Source organism: Vibrio sp. D431a (assembly GCF_030248655.1).
Lineage (GTDB): Bacteria > Pseudomonadota > Gammaproteobacteria > Enterobacterales > Vibrionaceae > Vibrio > Vibrio alginolyticus.
The window spans coordinates 1-16,767 of the sequence record NZ_JAHGAP010000053.1 but is presented as its reverse complement, the minus strand read 5'-3'; the positions used below and the strand labels follow the sequence as shown (position 1 = coordinate 16,767).

Annotated in this window: 21 protein-coding genes and 1 pseudogene; 10 read left to right on the top strand and 12 right to left on the bottom strand. The window is 44.9% G+C overall.

Annotated elements, in window-relative coordinates; all coding sequences use genetic code 11:
• Positions 1-234: 234 nt before the first annotated feature.
• Positions 235-1,443 (top strand): DUF2066 domain-containing protein, encoded by a 1,209-nt coding sequence (locus KJB35_RS26880; RefSeq protein ID WP_064354235.1) that lies wholly within the window; start codon positions 235-237, stop codon positions 1,441-1,443.
• A gap of 140 nt (positions 1,444-1,583) precedes the next feature.
• Here the strand turns inward: KJB35_RS26880 and KJB35_RS26875 are convergent, their stop codons facing one another.
• The 4 genes from KJB35_RS26875 to KJB35_RS26860 are packed head-to-tail and all read right to left on the bottom strand — an operon-like array spanning position 1,584 to position 4,435.
• A complete protein-coding gene (locus KJB35_RS26875; protein ID WP_005380407.1) occupies positions 1,584-2,024 on the bottom strand; it encodes a DUF2069 domain-containing protein in 441 nt (146 codons plus the stop codon).
• A gap of 22 nt (positions 2,025-2,046) precedes the next feature.
• A complete protein-coding gene (gene wrbA, locus KJB35_RS26870) occupies positions 2,047-2,616 on the bottom strand; it encodes an NAD(P)H:quinone oxidoreductase (protein WP_005380409.1) in 570 nt (189 codons plus the stop codon).
• Positions 2,617-2,967, bottom strand: coding sequence for an arsenate reductase (glutaredoxin) (gene arsC / locus KJB35_RS26865; RefSeq protein ID WP_064368710.1), 351 nt, complete (start codon positions 2,965-2,967; stop codon positions 2,617-2,619). It abuts the gene before it with no gap.
• 16 nt (positions 2,968-2,983) lie between these two features.
• On the bottom strand, positions 2,984-4,435 hold the full coding sequence (locus KJB35_RS26860; protein WP_005394337.1) for a M48 family metallopeptidase: 1,452 nt from the start codon (positions 4,433-4,435) through the stop codon (positions 2,984-2,986).
• Between the two features lie 257 nt (positions 4,436-4,692).
• On the opposite strand from KJB35_RS26860, the gene KJB35_RS26855 reads away from it, so the two are divergent.
• Entirely contained in the window at positions 4,693-4,929 is a 237-nt protein-coding gene (locus KJB35_RS26855; protein WP_005380414.1) for a sulfurtransferase TusA family protein, read from the top strand.
• Position 4,930: 1 nt separating this feature from the next.
• Positions 4,931-6,004 (top strand): AI-2E family transporter, encoded by a 1,074-nt coding sequence (locus KJB35_RS26850; protein ID WP_005389843.1) that lies wholly within the window; start codon positions 4,931-4,933, stop codon positions 6,002-6,004.
• Positions 6,005-6,081: 77 nt separating this feature from the next.
• Here the strand turns inward: KJB35_RS26850 and bcp are convergent, their stop codons facing one another.
• On the bottom strand, positions 6,082-6,552 hold the full coding sequence (gene bcp, locus KJB35_RS26845) for a thioredoxin-dependent thiol peroxidase (protein ID WP_005380418.1): 471 nt from the start codon (positions 6,550-6,552) through the stop codon (positions 6,082-6,084).
• Positions 6,553-6,568: 16 nt separating this feature from the next.
• Positions 6,569-7,111: a glycine cleavage system protein R gene (locus KJB35_RS26840; RefSeq protein ID WP_005380420.1), complete on the bottom strand. Its 543-nt coding sequence runs from the start codon at positions 7,109-7,111 to the stop codon at positions 6,569-6,571.
• Between the two features lie 476 nt (positions 7,112-7,587).
• Between KJB35_RS26840 and dapA the strand changes: the two genes are divergently transcribed.
• Together dapA and bamC are read left to right on the top strand one after the other, a co-directional pair.
• A complete protein-coding gene (dapA, locus tag KJB35_RS26835; RefSeq protein WP_005380422.1) occupies positions 7,588-8,466 on the top strand; it encodes a 4-hydroxy-tetrahydrodipicolinate synthase in 879 nt (292 codons plus the stop codon).
• An 80-nt stretch (positions 8,467-8,546) separates the two neighbouring features.
• Positions 8,547-9,566 (top strand): outer membrane protein assembly factor BamC, encoded by a 1,020-nt coding sequence (gene bamC, locus KJB35_RS26830; RefSeq protein ID WP_238843106.1) that lies wholly within the window; start codon positions 8,547-8,549, stop codon positions 9,564-9,566.
• Between the two features lie 106 nt (positions 9,567-9,672).
• On the opposite strand, the gene KJB35_RS26825 is transcribed toward bamC, so the two are convergent.
• Genes KJB35_RS26825 through KJB35_RS26810 form a run of 4 tightly spaced genes read right to left on the bottom strand, consistent with a single transcriptional unit; the run spans position 9,673 to position 12,091 of the window.
• The gene (locus tag KJB35_RS26825) at positions 9,673-9,876 is read right to left on the bottom strand and encodes a DUF2897 family protein (protein ID WP_005380425.1); all 204 of its coding nucleotides are present in this window, start codon (positions 9,874-9,876) and stop codon (positions 9,673-9,675) included.
• Positions 9,873-10,571 carry a M15 family metallopeptidase gene (locus KJB35_RS26820; RefSeq protein WP_042521432.1) on the bottom strand — a complete coding sequence of 233 codons (699 nt, stop codon included), beginning with the start codon at positions 10,569-10,571 and terminating at the stop codon, positions 9,873-9,875. The genes KJB35_RS26825 and KJB35_RS26820 overlap by 4 nt, the downstream gene beginning before the upstream one ends.
• A gap of 14 nt (positions 10,572-10,585) precedes the next feature.
• Entirely contained in the window at positions 10,586-11,722 is a 1,137-nt protein-coding gene (gene dapE / locus KJB35_RS26815) for a succinyl-diaminopimelate desuccinylase (protein ID WP_005380429.1), read from the bottom strand.
• A gap of 18 nt (positions 11,723-11,740) precedes the next feature.
• Complete coding sequence (locus KJB35_RS26810) at positions 11,741-12,091, bottom strand: ArsC family reductase (RefSeq protein ID WP_085570095.1); 351 nt, start codon at positions 12,089-12,091, stop codon at positions 11,741-11,743.
• Positions 12,092-12,382: 291 nt separating this feature from the next.
• Between KJB35_RS26810 and KJB35_RS26805 the strand changes: the two genes are divergently transcribed.
• Positions 12,383-12,670 carry a helix-turn-helix domain-containing protein gene (locus tag KJB35_RS26805; RefSeq protein ID WP_005380433.1) on the top strand — a complete coding sequence of 96 codons (288 nt, stop codon included), beginning with the start codon at positions 12,383-12,385 and terminating at the stop codon, positions 12,668-12,670.
• Between the two features lie 34 nt (positions 12,671-12,704).
• On the opposite strand, the gene KJB35_RS26800 is transcribed toward KJB35_RS26805, so the two are convergent.
• Entirely contained in the window at positions 12,705-13,037 is a 333-nt protein-coding gene (locus tag KJB35_RS26800; protein ID WP_005380435.1) for a DUF4156 domain-containing protein, read from the bottom strand.
• A 3-nt stretch (positions 13,038-13,040) separates the two neighbouring features.
• The gene (locus KJB35_RS26795; protein ID WP_005380437.1) at positions 13,041-13,394 is read right to left on the bottom strand and encodes a DUF2956 domain-containing protein; all 354 of its coding nucleotides are present in this window, start codon (positions 13,392-13,394) and stop codon (positions 13,041-13,043) included.
• Between the two features lie 144 nt (positions 13,395-13,538).
• Here KJB35_RS26795 and KJB35_RS26790 point away from each other — a divergent pair, with 144 nt between their 5' ends.
• The 4 genes and pseudogenes from KJB35_RS26790 to KJB35_RS26775 all read left to right on the top strand — a co-directional run.
• On the top strand, positions 13,539-14,024 hold the full coding sequence (locus KJB35_RS26790; protein WP_025768263.1) for a DUF2919 domain-containing protein: 486 nt from the start codon (positions 13,539-13,541) through the stop codon (positions 14,022-14,024).
• A 46-nt stretch (positions 14,025-14,070) separates the two neighbouring features.
• Positions 14,071-14,973 (top strand): Dyp-type peroxidase, encoded by a 903-nt coding sequence (locus KJB35_RS26785; RefSeq protein ID WP_005387715.1) that lies wholly within the window; start codon positions 14,071-14,073, stop codon positions 14,971-14,973.
• Positions 14,974-15,124: 151 nt separating this feature from the next.
• Complete coding sequence (locus KJB35_RS26780) at positions 15,125-16,264, top strand: flagellin (protein WP_085570094.1); 1,140 nt, start codon at positions 15,125-15,127, stop codon at positions 16,262-16,264.
• Between the two features lie 263 nt (positions 16,265-16,527).
• Positions 16,528-16,767: pseudogene (locus tag KJB35_RS26775) on the top strand (flagellin); the annotation flags it as partial.

Genomic DNA, 16,767 nt, shown 5'->3' with positions numbered 1-16,767 from the left:
CTTGCAAATTGTCCTCTTTTACGTGTCTTGCGTGAAGATGAAAAATGGACAGCCTAACTTGTTGAGATAGCTTAATAAGCAATGAGTTTATTATAAAAAATAGCACTGAAGCGCTGGTTGAGGCCCGAGTTAACAAAGCTGGTCATAATACAGACAATTTACTCAGTACTTACCTTGCTCAAGATTTGATAGTTGCTTATTATTCGGGTTCTTGTTCAGAGGATTATAAAAACTATGCGCTATTTAGCTCTCTTACTGATAGGTTGGTTGTCCCTACCAGTATATGCATTAACTCAGGTGGATATCTATCGTGCCGAAGTGGTTATCGACAGTGAGCAGAACGACGGTGAGTCTTTGGCTCGTCAACAAGGTATGCAGGATGTGATTGTTCGAGCGACCGGTTCTCAATCCTCTTTAAGCAATCCAGTGATTAAAAAGGCACTTAGCTCAAGTGCGCGTTACATTTCTCAACTGAGCTATGGGCAGGTTGATGGAAAAGCGAGCTTAAAAATGTTGTTTAACAACGACCAAATCAGCTCTCTTTTAACACAAGCACAATTGCCATCTTGGTCGCCAAATCGTGCCAATATTTTAGTTTGGATGGTTGAAGAACAGGGTTACGATCGTAACATTGCGTGGGAACATTCTGAATCTTCAAATGTTGCAGCACTTCGTAGCGCAGCGAAACTAAGAGGCCTACCAATCACTATCCCGGTTGGGGATTTTGATGATGTAACCGGTGTTAATGTCTCTGATCTTTGGGGCGGCTTTATTGAGCCAATTGGTCAAGCTAGCCAGCGCTACCCAGCTGACGCCGTTTTGGTTGTACGAGCTCAAGGTGAACAAATTCGTTGGACACTCTACGACCAGTCGCCAACGAGAATTGTAGAGGCGCAACGTTCTCCGCGTAGCGGGTCTGTATCAGGTGCTAATGCTATTGCAGAAATGGTGGATGGCATCGCAGACTACTATGCAAGTAAGAGTGCAGTTGTGGTTTCAGGAAAGTCTTCAAAAGCGCTAGCAGTGAAAGTCCTTAATGTAACCTCTGCCACGGACTTCTTCCGTTTAGAGAATGCGCTAAAACAACTTAATTCGGTTGCGGGTACAGAGATTAAGCGTGTTCAAGGGGACGAGTTAACGCTCAACATCCACCTTTTGGCATCACAACAAGCTTTTGAGAAAGAAGCTTCTTCTATTTCTCAATTAATGGTTTTTGAAGATCCTTTAGGTGAAGTTGATGCCCCAGCTTCAACTCAAGAAGAAGAACCATTGGTTCAGAGTAATGAAGCAAAAGACGCCGCGACGCCAAAAGAAGCGCAGCCTGAAGTACCAGTAAATGTTGTGGCAGAAGCAAGTGACGAAACACAACCAACTCAGCCGATGATTGTGGAGCCTGTCCGAGAACAGTATGACTTGATCTACGAGTGGCGCTCGGCATCGTAATCTCCTTGGTAGCGTTCCAGGCGTGAAACGCAAGAATCAAACACCAATGTGGTAAGCATAAAAAAGAGTCGCAATAGCGACTCTTTTTGTTTTCTAAATTCGTATTCGAACCAATGATCAGTGATTGACTGCGATTGGCGTTATTTATTGAATTTCGCTTTTTCTTCTTTTTCTACTTGAGAGAGGCGTTTCAACTTAAGGCCTAGCTCTTTGCCTCTCGCTCTAGCAAACAAAATATTGCCAGCGAAACCGAGTGAAGTCAGTATCAGTTCCACTGCCGCAAGCCAGCGTTCACCCCCATCCACATAGAGGATGGTCAGCGCATGCAAGAAATACAGCATAAGAACAAAGTTAGCCCAAGCATGAGTGTAAGGCTTACCAGCTAAAATACCAGGCAACGGAAGTAGTAGCGGAATACACCAAGCAATAGCAAGTGTTGTGCTGCTGAGGTGAGGGTGAGGGGATAACGCAAGCTGCCAAATAGCGACCCAGGCTAATAAGGCTAAGTTGCCAAATAAAGCCAGGTAACGATAGGTTTTAGCCTGTGTACCGAGTGGTGTTTGGTCTAAAGAGTCAGACATCGATTAACTATCCTTGATTTTACTAACAGACTTTTAGTTTTAACGCTGCAGTTGCCAGCCTTTTGCCTAATTGTTGTGCCAGGCGAATCTCTTCACTGCTTAGGGTTGCCTCATGGCCTACACTGCTGGCGCCATACGGAGTGCCTCCGGACTGCGTAGTGTGTAACTCTGGCTCGGAATAAGGAATGCCCAAAACCATCATCCCATGATGTAATAAAGGGGTCATCATGCTTTGTAACGTTGTTTCTTGACCACCATGCATTGAGGACGAAGAGGTAAAGACACAAGCAGGCTTATCGATTAAGTCACCACTGACCCATAAAGATGTAGTCTGATCCCAGAAGTGCTTTAAAGGCGCAGCCATGTTGCCAAACCAGACGGGACTGCCAAACGCTAGACCGTCGCACGTTTTCAGTTCCTCTAGAGTAACAATTGGATCAGAAGGGGAGTGTGAGTGAGGTGACAATTCTTCAACTGTACGCAAAATTGCTTGGCATTGAGGAGTCGATTCGACTCCTCTTGCTATTTGTCTTGCCAGTTGTTTTGTCGAGCCATGACGGCTGAAATACAAAATAAGGATCTGGCAATCCATTTATAAAATATCCAACACTTGCTCTGGTGGGCGACCAATTTTTGCTTTGCCGTTGGCAACGACTACCGGACGCTCAAACAACTTTGGATTTTTCGCCATTGCTTCGAATAATTGCTCATCGCTGACGGAGTCTTCGCCTAAGCCAAGCTCTTTATATTCAGTTTCTTTAGTGCGCATCATTTCACGTACAGATGAAAAGCCAAGCTGGGCGTACAGCGCTTTTAGTTCATCCACGTTAAGTGGTGTGTCTAGGTATTTGACGACTTCCGGTGTAACACCATTTTGCTCAAGCAGTTCAAGTGTTTGACGGCTCTTTGAGCAACGAGGGTTGTGATAAATCACGACTGACATGGTTTTCTCCATTTCGTTATTGTAATGCCATGAATCGATCTCTTTGGATCATGAGTTGGTCGATACGGGCATCGTATCGCGCTTGCTCTAAGCTGCCCAACTTGGCCATTTTACTTGCTTCACTATAATATTGAATCGCTTTATTCCAATTTGCTCGCAATGCCAAAATTTCCGCTCGAGCAGCCAATTCTTCATCGCTACGCCCTAGCGCGTGGTAGCTCTTCGATATTAGGTGCCAGCCATTTGTATCTTCAGGATAGTCATGAGTGTATCTTTGAAGAACTCGCGTGGCTTGATCGTTTTTATTGTCCTCAAGTAGCGCATTGGCGTAGTTAATGGTTAATACTTTATTTTGAGGGTTACGAGATAACGCTTTACGGAGCATCTCGGTCGCTTTTTCTGGCTGCTTCTTCTCGATATATAAATCCGTCATAGCGTCCAAGTAAAACGGGTTACTTGGGTCTTGTTCCAGTAACTTTTTCAAAATTGGTTCCGCTTGAGATAGGCGTTTATTGTCTAAATGCACGAGTGCTCGACCATAATCAAAAGCAGGTGTAATGTCCGCAGAGGCTTTCTTTTGAGTTCGCTCAAACCAGCTCAGGGCGGCTTGTCCATCAATGCCAGCGTAACGAGCCACAATGCGCGCGCGAGCTAGATGATAGTCTATTGAAGGCACAACACGCATTGGAGGATAGGTTCTTGCTCGCGCACGGCTATCGGTAATTCGATCTTCAGGCAGAGGGTGAGTCAGGAGCATTGGTGGCGGTTTACTCGCATAACGATACTCATCAGCAAGACGGCCAAAAAACCTTGGCATTGCTTGAACATCAAAACCGGCTTTTGCTAGTGTCGAAATACCAAAGCGATCCGCTTCTTTTTCGTTTGCACGAGTGTAGTTGATTTGACTTTGCATGTTGCCCGCGGTTGCTGCTGTAATTGCAGCCATCCCCGCTTCGGGTGAGGCAATTGAAAGCAGTAGTGCCCCCGCAAGTGCGGCTAATGTGGCCGGAGAGCGGCGTGCTTGTTCTTCCATACTCCGAGCAAGATGACGTTGTGTGACGTGCGCTATCTCGTGAGCGACAACAGAGGCCAGCTCACTTTCTGAACGAGCATGAAGAAACAACCCAGAATGCAGCGCTACATAGCCACCAAAAAATGCGAACGCGTTGATATTACGGTCGCGAATCATAAAGAAGTGGAACGGCGTTTTTACATCATTCGCATTGGCCACTAATTTGTGCCCAAGAGAGTCAATATATTCATTGATGACAGGGTCATTAACGATAGGTTTACTGGCTCTGAGCATACGCATATAGGCGTCGCCATAAATCAACTCTTGGTCTATTGAAAGCGTGCCACCAGCAGCTGTGCCAATGTCTGGCAAGTCAATGCTATTGGCATAAGTTGTCGGCGAACTGATGGCAGCAGCAAGACATAAGCAAACTAGCGAGCGAGTGCGTTTTAACATACGTTTAAAAGGTTCTCCAAAATACATAAGCATGTGGTTACAGGTCGAGAGCCTATTAACAGCGCCACATACGTTTTGGTTATCCGTGAGGATATAAGCTAACAGTAAGACCGGAAATAAATGAATTGGTTTCGTAAATTATTTTACATCCGAGCTATTTCAGCATGTGGTTAAATCATGTCAGAAGTGCTAGCACCAGCTCAAAAAGCCGTTACAATACAACCCTATCATAAGTGCAGAGCAATACAATGGAATCCATGTTACTTGATTTGCGTGAGCAACGTTGTCCTATGGCACTGTTACTTGCAAAGCGTCATGCTGCTGAGGTCTTTCAAGGAGAAGCAAAGCAGTATCATCAACTTGTCATTCAAGTAGTGGACAACAGCTCTAAACGAGACATTGTGAACTATCTTAGTGCCCAAGGGTACTCGGTTGATTGCCAATCTACATCAGAGCACTACACATTGACTGTCTTCAATAAGGAATCCGCATAAGATGTTTGAAATGGTTAGTCGTTGGTATAAACGACGTTTCTCTGACCCTCACGCAGTAAGTCTCGTCGCGATCTTGCTGTTTGGCTTTATCACCATTTACTTCTTTGGACACTTGATTGCGCCATTACTTGTCGCGATCGTTTTGGCTTATCTACTTGAATGGCCAGTTGTCAAAATGTGTCGTATGGGCGTGCCGCGCACTTTGTCGGTTATTATCGTGATCTTGGTCTTTGTCGGGTTAATGTTAATTGCGTTGTTTGGCTTGGTTCCGACGATTTGGACTCAGGTCGGTAATCTAATTAACGATATTCCGAACATGTACAACGGGCTACAAAAGTTTATTGTCACATTGCCAGAGCGCCATCCTGAACTAGCCAATTTAGAAATAGTAGAAACCGTGGTGACGAACGCCAAAAACCAAGCACTGGGGCTGGGTGAAAGTGTCGTCAAAGGGTCGCTTGCTTCATTAGTTAGCATTGCAACGCTAGCGGTATATTTGATCTTAGTGCCACTCCTTATCTTCTTTTTGCTTAAAGACAAAGAAGAAATGCTGCGAATCGCAAGCGGTATTCTGCCGAAAAACCGTAAATTGGCGAATAAAGTTTGGCATGAAATGAACGAGCAGATATCAAATTACATTCGCGGTAAAGTGTTAGAGATTTTAATCGTGGGCGGTGTGAGCTACGTGACTTTTGCCCTTCTAGACCTTCGTTACTCGGCGTTGCTTGCCGTAGCCGTTGGTCTGTCGGTTTTGATTCCTTATATCGGTGCGGCGGCTGTTACTGTACCTGTTGCTATCGTTGGTTTGTTCCAATGGGGTTTAACGCCTCCGTTTTATTGGTTGTTGCTTGCTTACGGTATTATCCAGGCGCTTGATGGTAACGTCTTGGTTCCTGTTCTGTTTTCCGAGGCAGTAAACTTACACCCAGTTGCTATCATTGTGGCTGTATTAGTCTTTGGTGGGCTGTGGGGTTTTTGGGGGGTGTTCTTCGCCATTCCTTTAGCGACATTAGTCAAAGCCGTATGGCATGCATTACCAAGCACGGAAGAAAACGAACCTGTCGAACAAGAGTAGTTGTTACCAAAGGTACGATGGTTAAAAGAAAGCCCAGCAGTTTGCTGGGCTTTTTGTTTGTAGAAAAACAATAGCGTTTAAGCGTTTTCGTTTAAGTAGTTTAATACGACTTCGTGGTGATCTTTGGTTTTGAACTTGTTGAACACATGTTCGATCACGCCTTCTTCATTGATCAGAAAGCTAATGCGGTGAAGACCGTCGTATACTTTGCCCATGAATTTCTTTTCGCCCCAAACGCCGAACTGGTCAGCAACGGCATGGTCTTCATCAGAAAGCAGAGTGAAGTTTAAATCATCGCGCTCGATGAACTTGCCTAGACGCTTTACAGGGTCGATGCTTACGCCGAGTACCACCACGTTATGTGCATCGAGTTCGGCTTTGATGTCACGAAGGCCTTTTGCTTGCGTAGTACAACCCGGCGTCATCGCCTTAGGGTAAAAGTAGAAAAGTACTTTCTTGCCTTTAAAGTCTTCAAGAGAAACGGTATTTCCGTCTTGGTCGAGCAAAGAGAAGGCTGGCGCTGGCGAGCCTGCTGTCAGCGTATTCATTTTGATTTCCTTTACTTTATAGTGTGTTTTTAATGAAATTCAGAGAACCTTGTACGTTGAGCGACTTACAAAGTTCATCGAAGTCTTCTTGTAATTGCATCAAATTAAAATCCGCGCTTACAGATGCAGTAATCGCAATGTGAAACTGGTCAGAATCGAGTTGAATTTTCGACTTGCTGATGGTTTGCGCGCTAAGAGAGTCTAAACCAATCTGCTGATCAGCGAAGAACTTAGTAAATTTTTCAGTTAACCCAGGGCGGTCTTCAGACTCAATAAACACTTCCATGGTGTAGCTGTTATCGAGCAGTTCGTGCGCCGCTGTGCGTTTCATGATCGTAATAAGGTCATGTTCTTGGCCAAGCAGGGGCAATTGTGTTTCAACTCGAGTCACGCTGCTGGCGTTCCCAGTCAGGAGCATGATCAGCGTAAATTCGCTGCCAAAGATAGCGATACGGCTATCGACTATGTTACAACCAGCTTGAGTAACGAGCTGTACGACTTGGTTACAAATGCCTGGACGGTCCGTTCCAACTGCTGTAAGTACCAGATGTTGCTTCATAAATGAGCTTCTTGTCCTTTCTTCAATAGAGAGATGTTAGCACAGATATTGCGAAGAAATATCGAGCCAGTTCTTTTTTAGTCCATAAAAAAGCAGTCGGAGCTTGAGGGGAGTGGTGGGAAATAAACAGTAAATGCAGGCTATAGGATAAACAAAACGTTTGCATGATGTGCTTGCCTATTGTCTGGCCGTTTTATTCACTTAGATCTGACTTGGCTAACAAGACCAAAGAGTATATTTTCCTTGCTTGTGCTCTTCAGTATTTTCCAAATCACTGATAGATTCTAAAGTCACTCGAAAGCCCAACACGATTATCAATATTGCCGTTAATCAAACCAAATAGAGCAATTAAGTTGCTAGACCTCTAACAACTGATAATTATTCATTCATTTGTACTTTGTAAGCGAGTTTACGCTCTTGTGTTTTTCAATCGCATTACAGTACCATGCAGAAAGAGTTAAATGAGGGAGATAAACATGTTTTCAGGAAGTATCGTAGCGCTGATTACGCCATTCAAAGCAGATGGCGAAGTAGACTTTGACGGTCTGCAAAAGCTAGTAGAGTACCACGTTGAAGCGGGTACAGACGGTATTGTGGCAGTAGGCACAACAGGTGAGTCAGCGACACTGACCATTGAAGAGCATGTGAAGGTCGTTAATAAAACTGTTGAGTTTGCCGACGGTCGCATCCCTGTGATTGCTGGCACGGGTGCAAATGCAACCCATGAGGCAGTAACATTTAGCAAATTACTGGCTGATTCTGGTATTGCTGGCTTCCTGAGTGTGACACCGTATTACAACAAACCAACTCAAGAGGGTTTGTTTTTACATTACAAGGCAATTGCCGAAGCGAGTGACGTGCCTCTAATTTTGTACAACGTACCAGGCCGTACTGCTGTTGATATGCAGCCAGAAACAGTGGCACGCTTGTCAAAGCTTGATAATATCGTGGCTCTAAAAGATGCAACGGGCGATTTGGAACGAATTGCAATTCATCGTGAACTTTGTGGCGAAGATTTTATCTTACTAAGTGGCGATGATGCGACAGGGCTGGATTTTGTGAAACTTGGCGGCAATGGTGTTATCTCGGTAACGAACAATATTGCAGCTAAAGACATGGCAGACATGTTCCATTTGGCAAGTGAAGGTAAGTACGAAGAAGCAGAAGCGATTAACCAACGCTTGATGACTCTACACAAAAACCTTTTCATCGAAGCAAGCCCTATCCCAGTAAAATGGGCAGCGCAAAAGCTTGGTTTGATTGAAGAAGGTGGTTTGCGTCTTCCTTTAACTACGCTTTCTGAAAAATCGCAGCCGATCGTCGAGCAGGCGCTAACAGACGCCCATATTTATTAAGATTGAGCTATTAAGATTGAGTTACTAGGATTGAAGTTCATACTGGGGGCCAAAGCGCCCTCGGTGTTTTAGGAGTATAGATGAAGCTTTCAAGCCAGTTAGTGTTAAGTTCATTAGCTGTATTCGTATTGACTGCCTGTTCAGGTGGTGCCAATCAACGTCGTCAAGCAAAAGATGACTTCGAGTATTTGAACTCCCCAAATTTGGGTGAGTGGAATGTCCCACAGGGTGCACAGCCTCAGTTTTACCCTAACTACGAGATCCCTCAGGGTAACTACGCTGGTGGTGTCGGTAAAGATGTCGACATTCGTCCACCTCAACAAGTCCTAGAGCTTATTCCCGGTGCACGTCTAGACCGCAGTAGTGATGGTGAAGTGACACTTTGGCTACTTCGTAAAGATGAACTAGATAAAGTTTGGCAAACGGTGCAAAACATGGTCGCGGCTAACGAGATTCCAGTTGAAAGCCAAACAGACTCTCGCATCGAGACAGGATGGGTGACTTGGGATTCGCCAGATGAAGAGCTAGAAATTGGCAGCCGATATGAAATCGTACGCGCTGAAGCAAATGGTCGACACGGCTTTAAGGTGAGCCTTATTGACTGGCGTGAAGGCAATCAAGAGAAAGAAGTAACGGCGACCAACCGTGAGCGCTACAATGTGTTCATGACGAACTTGGTCACCGCTCGCTACGACCAAGAAGTGCGTGAAGAAGCACAGCGTAAAGCGCAAGAGTTGGTTAAACAGATCCCAATCACAATGGGTAAAGACCGCAGCGGACTTCCAGTGATTATCGCGCGTGCGCAATACAACATGCTTTGGCAACGTCTGCCTAATATTCTACCTAAGATGGGCTTTAAGATTGAAGAGCGTAGCCAGTCTCAGGGCACAATCACTGCGAAATATGCATCTCCGGATGATGAATTCTGGAACGATATCGGCGTTAAACCAGTGGAGTTAGCCGCTGGTAAGTACACATTCTTACTTGGTGATTTAGGCAACCGTACGTCTATCAATATCACCGACTCCTCTGGCAAGCCAGTAGAAGAAGAGTTTTTGAAATCACTAGCGCCTGTATTGGCTGCAACAGTGAAGCAGTAAACAAAGCGAGCTTAACGCGGCGTGTTTACTTAATGATAGAAAAGGGACCTAGTGGTCCCTTTTTTGATGTTTAGATTAAATGTGTCGAGATGAAGCTGGTGAGTAACTAACGAGGCTCGTTTTTGTTTTTATCTTCTTCAGCGTAGCGCTGTTTATCCAATGTGTTCAGCTTATCTAAATCGTTCTTACGGCTTTTATCCATCTGACCAAACTTCATTTTTGCGGTATATTTGAGTGCGGCAATATTACCAATGACCACGCTCAACACTACAATAATAATGACCCAAGGATTGGTTAGTATTTCTATCATAGAGCCTCCGGCGGCGTGATATTGTGAATAAATTTGGCAACGACGTTATCCAAATTATTCAGTATGACGTCAATCCCTGCAATGTTGTCGGTCTGATTTTGTTTAATCAACTGGCTTCTGAGTACATCAAGCGTCAACTGCTCGAGGCATTGCTGCCCGACAGCGCGGTGACTAATGTGCCAAGGCTCAATCGAAACGCCACCTAAATCATGCTGATAAGGAAAGAAGAAACCGAACCGACCAAGGTTGGCTTTTAACCATTGGTAGAACGCCTGCTGGTGGCCTTCAAGATACTCCCAAGGTTCCAACTTGAGTTTTGTGTCAGCAGGCAATAAATTGCGCGCATAGACATCAAAATCACAACCCCAATGATGACGACTTCCTCCGGGCAATGCCGACCAGCGCAAAATGGCCATCAATTTCTCTTTGTCATTTAACTCTGTTTTATTCAAAGGGCGGGAGTTGATGTCGAGAATTGGCAACTCACCAGAAAACTTCCCGTTCCAGATGGCTTTTTGGCGATTAAAGTCACGAAAACCACTGGCGATTTCCATTTTGAAACCTGCTTCTGTTGCCGCTTCAATCATCTTTAGCAGATCGTCAGCCACTTCAGGGTGGAGTAGAAACGCTTTTTGATCCACTAAAGTGGATTGAAGATGGGAATCAGTGATTCCGGTGAGTTGCTCTGGTGTCATTGTGTTCTCGCTGATTACTTCGCCAATAGGTGCTTCAACGTGTTTTCGTACATGTCCGTCAACTTTTCAAGATCGTCGACTTTCACACACTCGTTCACTTTATGAATCGTAGCGTTAACAGGGCCTAACTCTACGACTTGACCTCCCATTCGAGCAATAAAACGACCATCAGAAGTACCGCCAGTTGTAAGTAGCGCTGGCTTCGTATCATTGACTTCGGCCACAGCAGCTACAACTGCGTCTAGCAGTGCGCCCGTATCGGTCAGGAATGGGTCACCGTTGAATGTCCATTTTAGGTCGTAGTCCAGCTCATGCTTGTCCAATGTTTCGGTAACACGCTGAACAATTGCGTCATTGTTAAGCTCAGTACTAAAACGTAGGTTGAACTGAACATGGAACTCGCCAGGAATAACATTAGACGCACCAGTGCCAGCCGATACATTCGGGATCTGAAAACTAGTCGGTGGGAAGTAATCATTCCCTTTGTCCCATTCTGTCGTCGCGAGTTCATGAATCGCGAGTAGAGACTCGTGCACTGGATTGCTGGCTAGGTGAGGGTAGGCCACGTGACCTTGTGTTCCTTTTACCGTTAAATCACCAGTGATGGATCCACGGCGTCCATTTTTCACTACATCGCCAACCACGTCGGTGCTGGATGGTTCACCAACAATACACATATCGATGTTCTCACCACGTTCCATCAACGTTTCTACAACGCGAACGGTACCATTGATAAATGGCCCTTCTTCATCTGACGTAATCAAAAAGCCAATTGAGCCTTTGTGGTCTGGGTTTTCTTCAATGAAGCGTTCGACAGCAACGACCATAGCAGCTAGCGACCCTTTCATGTCAGCTGCGCCGCGGCCATGCAAGTAACCATCAATAATGGTCGGTTCAAACGGATGTGTATTCCAGTGTTCCAATTTGCCAGCTGGTACCACATCGGTGTGGCCAGCAAACGCAAATAGCGGCGCTTCTGAACCACGTCGAGCCCAGAAGTTCGTGGTGTCTTCAAATACCATCACTTCAATTTCAAACCCGAGTGCTTTTAAGCGCTCGATCATCAAATCCTGACAACCTGCGTCTTCCGGCGTTACGGACTGTCTACTGATCAGATCTTTAGCAAGTGCCAATACTGGACTGTCTGTCATCCTTGAGTATTCCTTTATTTAAGAGTTGAAAATGCTAGCGTATTGATCAGCTTTAAAACCGATATGAAGTTGATCATTCACTTTTAAAATTGGGCGTTTAATCATCGCAGGGTTTTCTACCAAAAGAGCGATGGCGTTTTCCTCGTTAAGTGTGTCTTTCTGCTCTTGCGCTAATTGGCGGTAGGTTGTGCCACGTTTATTGAGCACCTGTTCCCAACCTAAAGCGCGACAAAATTCACTTACCACTTCGGCGTCAATGCCTTGCTTACGGTAGTCATGGAAGTCGTAAGCAATATCCTCGGCTTCTAACCATTTCTTGGCTTTTTTGATCGTATCGCAGTTGGGAATACCAAACATGGTAATCGACATAGTGTTTCCTTTTTCTTTGTTCTATTTTTCACTGGCGCGGTTAAGACGCACTTAAGTGATTTGGGCTGTTAAAGCATCCTATCAAGAAGCAATCAAACTGACAAAATGCGGTGGAAAATATTTTCAGATAGATTGAGATAACTAATGTCACATAACTTATTTACGATGAATGCGCTATAAATCGAATAAAAATTCGTCTAAATCAAATGGAAAAGTCGAGTTATTGATCAAACGCAACACCTCGCTGAGCAAAAACGAAATAATGAATCAGCACAATTTTAGGAGGTGTCAATGGAATTGAGTCCTGTTTTTGCAAGGCGGCTATATTTGGCCTTGTTGGTGGAAAACCTAGAAAGGCCGAATGTGCCAAAGTTGATCGAAAAAACGGGGTGGCCTCGTCGTACTATTCAAGATGTACTCAAGGCGTTACCTGGGATCGGCATTGAACTCATATTCGTTCAAGATGGCCGACGTCATAATGACGGCTATTATCAACTTTCAGATTGGGGGCCTTTTGATAGCCAATGGGTTCTAGAGCGGGAGAGAGATATCGCTAGCAGTCTTGGATTTCGTGCATAAGCCAGCAATTGCTGGCTTTTTTCATATTCAGGCCTCATCCATTGCAGCGGTAGGCGGAACCCAGCACGCTAAATGAAGTGATAAAATCTTGTGGGGAAACCATAAAAACGGTGTCCGCATCGATAGCCGCTGCATTGTTTTTTAAATCATTCATCGCGCCTTGCATCATCGCGTCATTAGTCATGAAAATGTAGTTATACCAATGGCCTTCACTTCCGGTGACTTCGCCTTTGTATTCGCATCGCTCAGGGTCGAATTGCGCGTCAATGCGAATATGAACATCTTGACTTTGAGCATGAGTAAGGTGAGAAGGCATCGTGCAACCCGTTAGAAGCACGACAAAAAGTCCAAGTAACAGGCGTTTCATTAGCTATTTCCCCAATACTATGTAAGCAGCAAAGCCAATCCAGCTCAGAACAAGTAGTGTCCAAGGCAGTTTGCTTGATGAATGGTTTGGTGCATCGTCGGTGATATTGTCTTGTTCGATAATCTCTTCATGCTGACGTTGTTTTTCACGTTGCTGTTTTTTCTTCGCTTTATCGGCTTGGCGGTTGCGCTCTTTTTGTTGTTTCTTATATTGCGCGATGCCTTTTTCGATACCTTGAGCGATGAGCTTGGTTTGCTCTTTGGTTTGCCCCGGTTTCTGCGTGGATTTGGCAATTCTCATCGCTTCGGCTTGAGTTTCTTGAGAAGGCACAGGGGTGGCAGGAGTTCTTTTTTTCATGTTTCTCATCAACGTCGCTGTAAATCTTTGTTTAGTTTACCTGTGTAAGGTGCTGAAATGAACTTCAGTTCTCATCTTTGTTGGCTTGCAACTCTGAAACGATAGGTTAAAGTGACGTTTTTATCACATAAAGAAGAAGATGTTGTGCGCTATTCGTTTGACCAATATGACGCCCATGGATTTTTAAAGGCGCCGATCATTTTATGGGTGGGATGGATGTTTCTTGTGCGTTCATGGGTGGTGTTTGCCATGGCTGGTGTAAGTCGTGATAGTGGCAGTAAGCTACTCGCTATTGTTTACCCAGATTCAAGTACGTTGTATTTAGGTTTGGCGATGGGCATTCCAAGTTTGCTTCTTATGTGGTTAATGGGGCTTCGTCATCCCGACAGAGGATGGGTAAACAGAATTACTCGCTATGGTCGCGAGATCACTTTGATCTTGTGCGGTATTCAACTTGCTCAGACCATGTATCATGTGTACCTAGAACATGGAGTGTTTAATTGGGCAAACGCCCTTACCATTACCTTATTAGCTTGGTTTATGATCTATCTTCTAAATGGAAGATGGGTAAAAGACTGTTTTCATGTGCCACAATTAGCGCACGATGAACAGCAGCATTCAAAGAATTAAAAACAATAACTTCCCACTCTGGGGCAAAGTAATAGAGGAAACCTCAATGTCACAAGCTCAAACGGCGATCGTGCCAGAAGCCGGGCCATTTGCACTGTACACTCAACTCAAAGTGAACCAAAACCGTGAAAACGTATTAGAAAAACTGAAAGCACTGCCAAAGTTGGTGGAAGAGTTAAACATTACCCAGCCGGGTGCAGCGCTGACGCTTTCTATCGCATTCACAAAATCGTTTTGGGAACACCTTAATGTAGACGCGCCAGAAGAGCTTATTGATTTTACTCAACTTGGCGAAGGTGACATCGTTGCTCCAGCAACAGACGTAGATGTACTGATTCACTGTCACTCGACTCGTCACGACTTGCATTTTTACGTGTTGCGTAAGTTCCTAGAAGAGACGGCACAAGATGTCACCATTGTGGACGAAACATATGGGTACCGTTACCTTGATGCTCGTGATATGACAGACTTCATTGATGGCACAGAAAACCCGAAAGGGGAGGCTCGCGCTGATGTGGCTCTAGTAAAAGAGGGCCCATTTGCTGGAGGCAGTTATGTTATGGCTCAGCGCTTTGAACATAACCTTGCCGCTTGGAATCGATTGAATGTCAAAGCGCAAGAAAAAGTGATTGGTCGTACCAAGCCAGACTCTATCGAGCTAGAAGACGTTCCTGCTGCATCACACGTTGGTCGCGTTGATATCAAAGAAGAAGGTAAAGGTTTGAAGATTGTTCGCCACAGCTTACCATACGGGACGGTGACAGGGCCTCATGGCCTGCTGTTTATTTCTTACTGCAATACACTTCATAACATTAAAGTGATGCTAGAAAGTATGTACGGCGTGACAGATGGTAAAACAGACCAAATGCTTCGTTTCACAACAGCGGTAACTGGTGCGTACTTCTTCGCTCCTTCGCAAGAAATGCTCGCGGAGCTAGCCATCAAGTAAGTTCTCAGACTTCATTTCTTAAGCCCTCCAATGGAGGGCTTTTGTTTTCTATTTCTATTCCTATTCCAATCTCTTTTCAAAAAACACTAAACTTTTCTGTTACTTGGTCGATAAGTACTCAAAGCCTTAATTTATTTGGAGTCTGTGTCTCGTGGCGATCACCGTTAATACCAATGTGGCAGCACTCGTCGCACAGCGTCATTTGACCAGTGCAACGGATATGCTGAATCAATCCATGGAGCGTTTGTCTTCAGGGAAGCGTATTAATAGCGCAAAGGATGACGCTGCGGGTCTGCAAATATCCAACCGCTTGCAATCACAAATGCGTGGTTTAGATGTTGCGGTTCGCAACGCGAATGACGGCATTTCCATCATGCAAACTGCGGAAGGTGCGATGAATGAGGTGACCAATATCATGCAACGTATGCGTGATTTGTCGCTACAGTCAGCCAATGGTTCAAACAGCAAAGCGGAGCGCACTGCACTGCAAGAAGAAGTCTCTGCTTTAAATGATGAGTTAAGTCGTATTGCAGAAACCACATCTTTTGGTGGACGTAAATTGCTGAACGGCACATTCGGTACATCGTCTTTTCAAATCGGTGCAACGGCTGGTGAAGCGGTACAAATTGGCCTGCGGACCATGCAGCCGGAATCTTTAGGTAGCTTTTCAATGAGCTCATATCAAAGAGTCAGTTCAGATTGGACGGTTCAAAACGGAAATAATGAAATTGTTATCAGCTACCGTGATAACAATTTTGAAGAGCAGGAGATCCGTATTGAAGCTAAAGCTGGCGACGATATAGAAGAACTCGCGACTTACATTAACGGGCAGACCGATAAAGTGAAAGCGTCTGTTAATGAAGAGGGGCAACTGCAGTTACTCATGTCCCACAAGGACGCCATAAAATACCCTGGACCAACCTTCAGTGGTGGCCTGACTGATGAGTTAGAACTTGGCAAGTATGTCACCGTAAATAGAACGGTAGATAGTATTGATATTAGCACGGTCGGTGGCGCTCAGATGGCGGTCGGCATTTTAGATGATGCTTTGAAAACGGTAGATGGCAGTCGTGCGGAGTTAGGCGCGTATCAAAACCGCTTTAATCACGCGATCAATAATCTCGATAACATCCACGAAAACTTAGCCGCTTCCAACAGTCGTATCCAAGACACTGACTATGCCAAAGAAACTACGCAAATGGTGAAGCAACAGATTTTACAACAGGTCAGTACTTCTATTCTGGCACAAGCAAAACAAGCGCCAAACCTAGCATTGACCTTGCTTGGCTGATGAACGGCCTTGCCCGAATTTAACGCAAAACCTGCCTGTATCGACAATTCGAAAAGAAGCTTTAGCGAAAAATGAAAGTTTTTTTGCTTTTTTATCCGCTTTGTCACGATTACCCCTCCAAACGAATTATTTTCAAAAAAATCTAAAATTTTCTCTAAAGAAAACAGGGCATGCGCCGTTAATAAAAGTAACTTTGAGAGAACTACTTGGTTTTCCGAGACGTCGGAAACCGCTACACCGGAAAATCAATTGGAGAAATCACCATGGCAGTGAATGTAAACACTAACGTATCAGCGATGACCGCTCAGCGTTACCTAAACAACGCAAACTCAGCTCAACAAACTTCTATGGAGCGTTTGTCTTCAGGTTGTAGAATCAACAGCGCAAAAGATGACGCTGCGGGTCTACAAATCTCGAACCGTTTGAACGTACAAAGCCGTGGTTTAGATGTAGCGGTTCGCAACGCGAACGACGGTATCTCGATTGCACAAACTGCTGAAGGT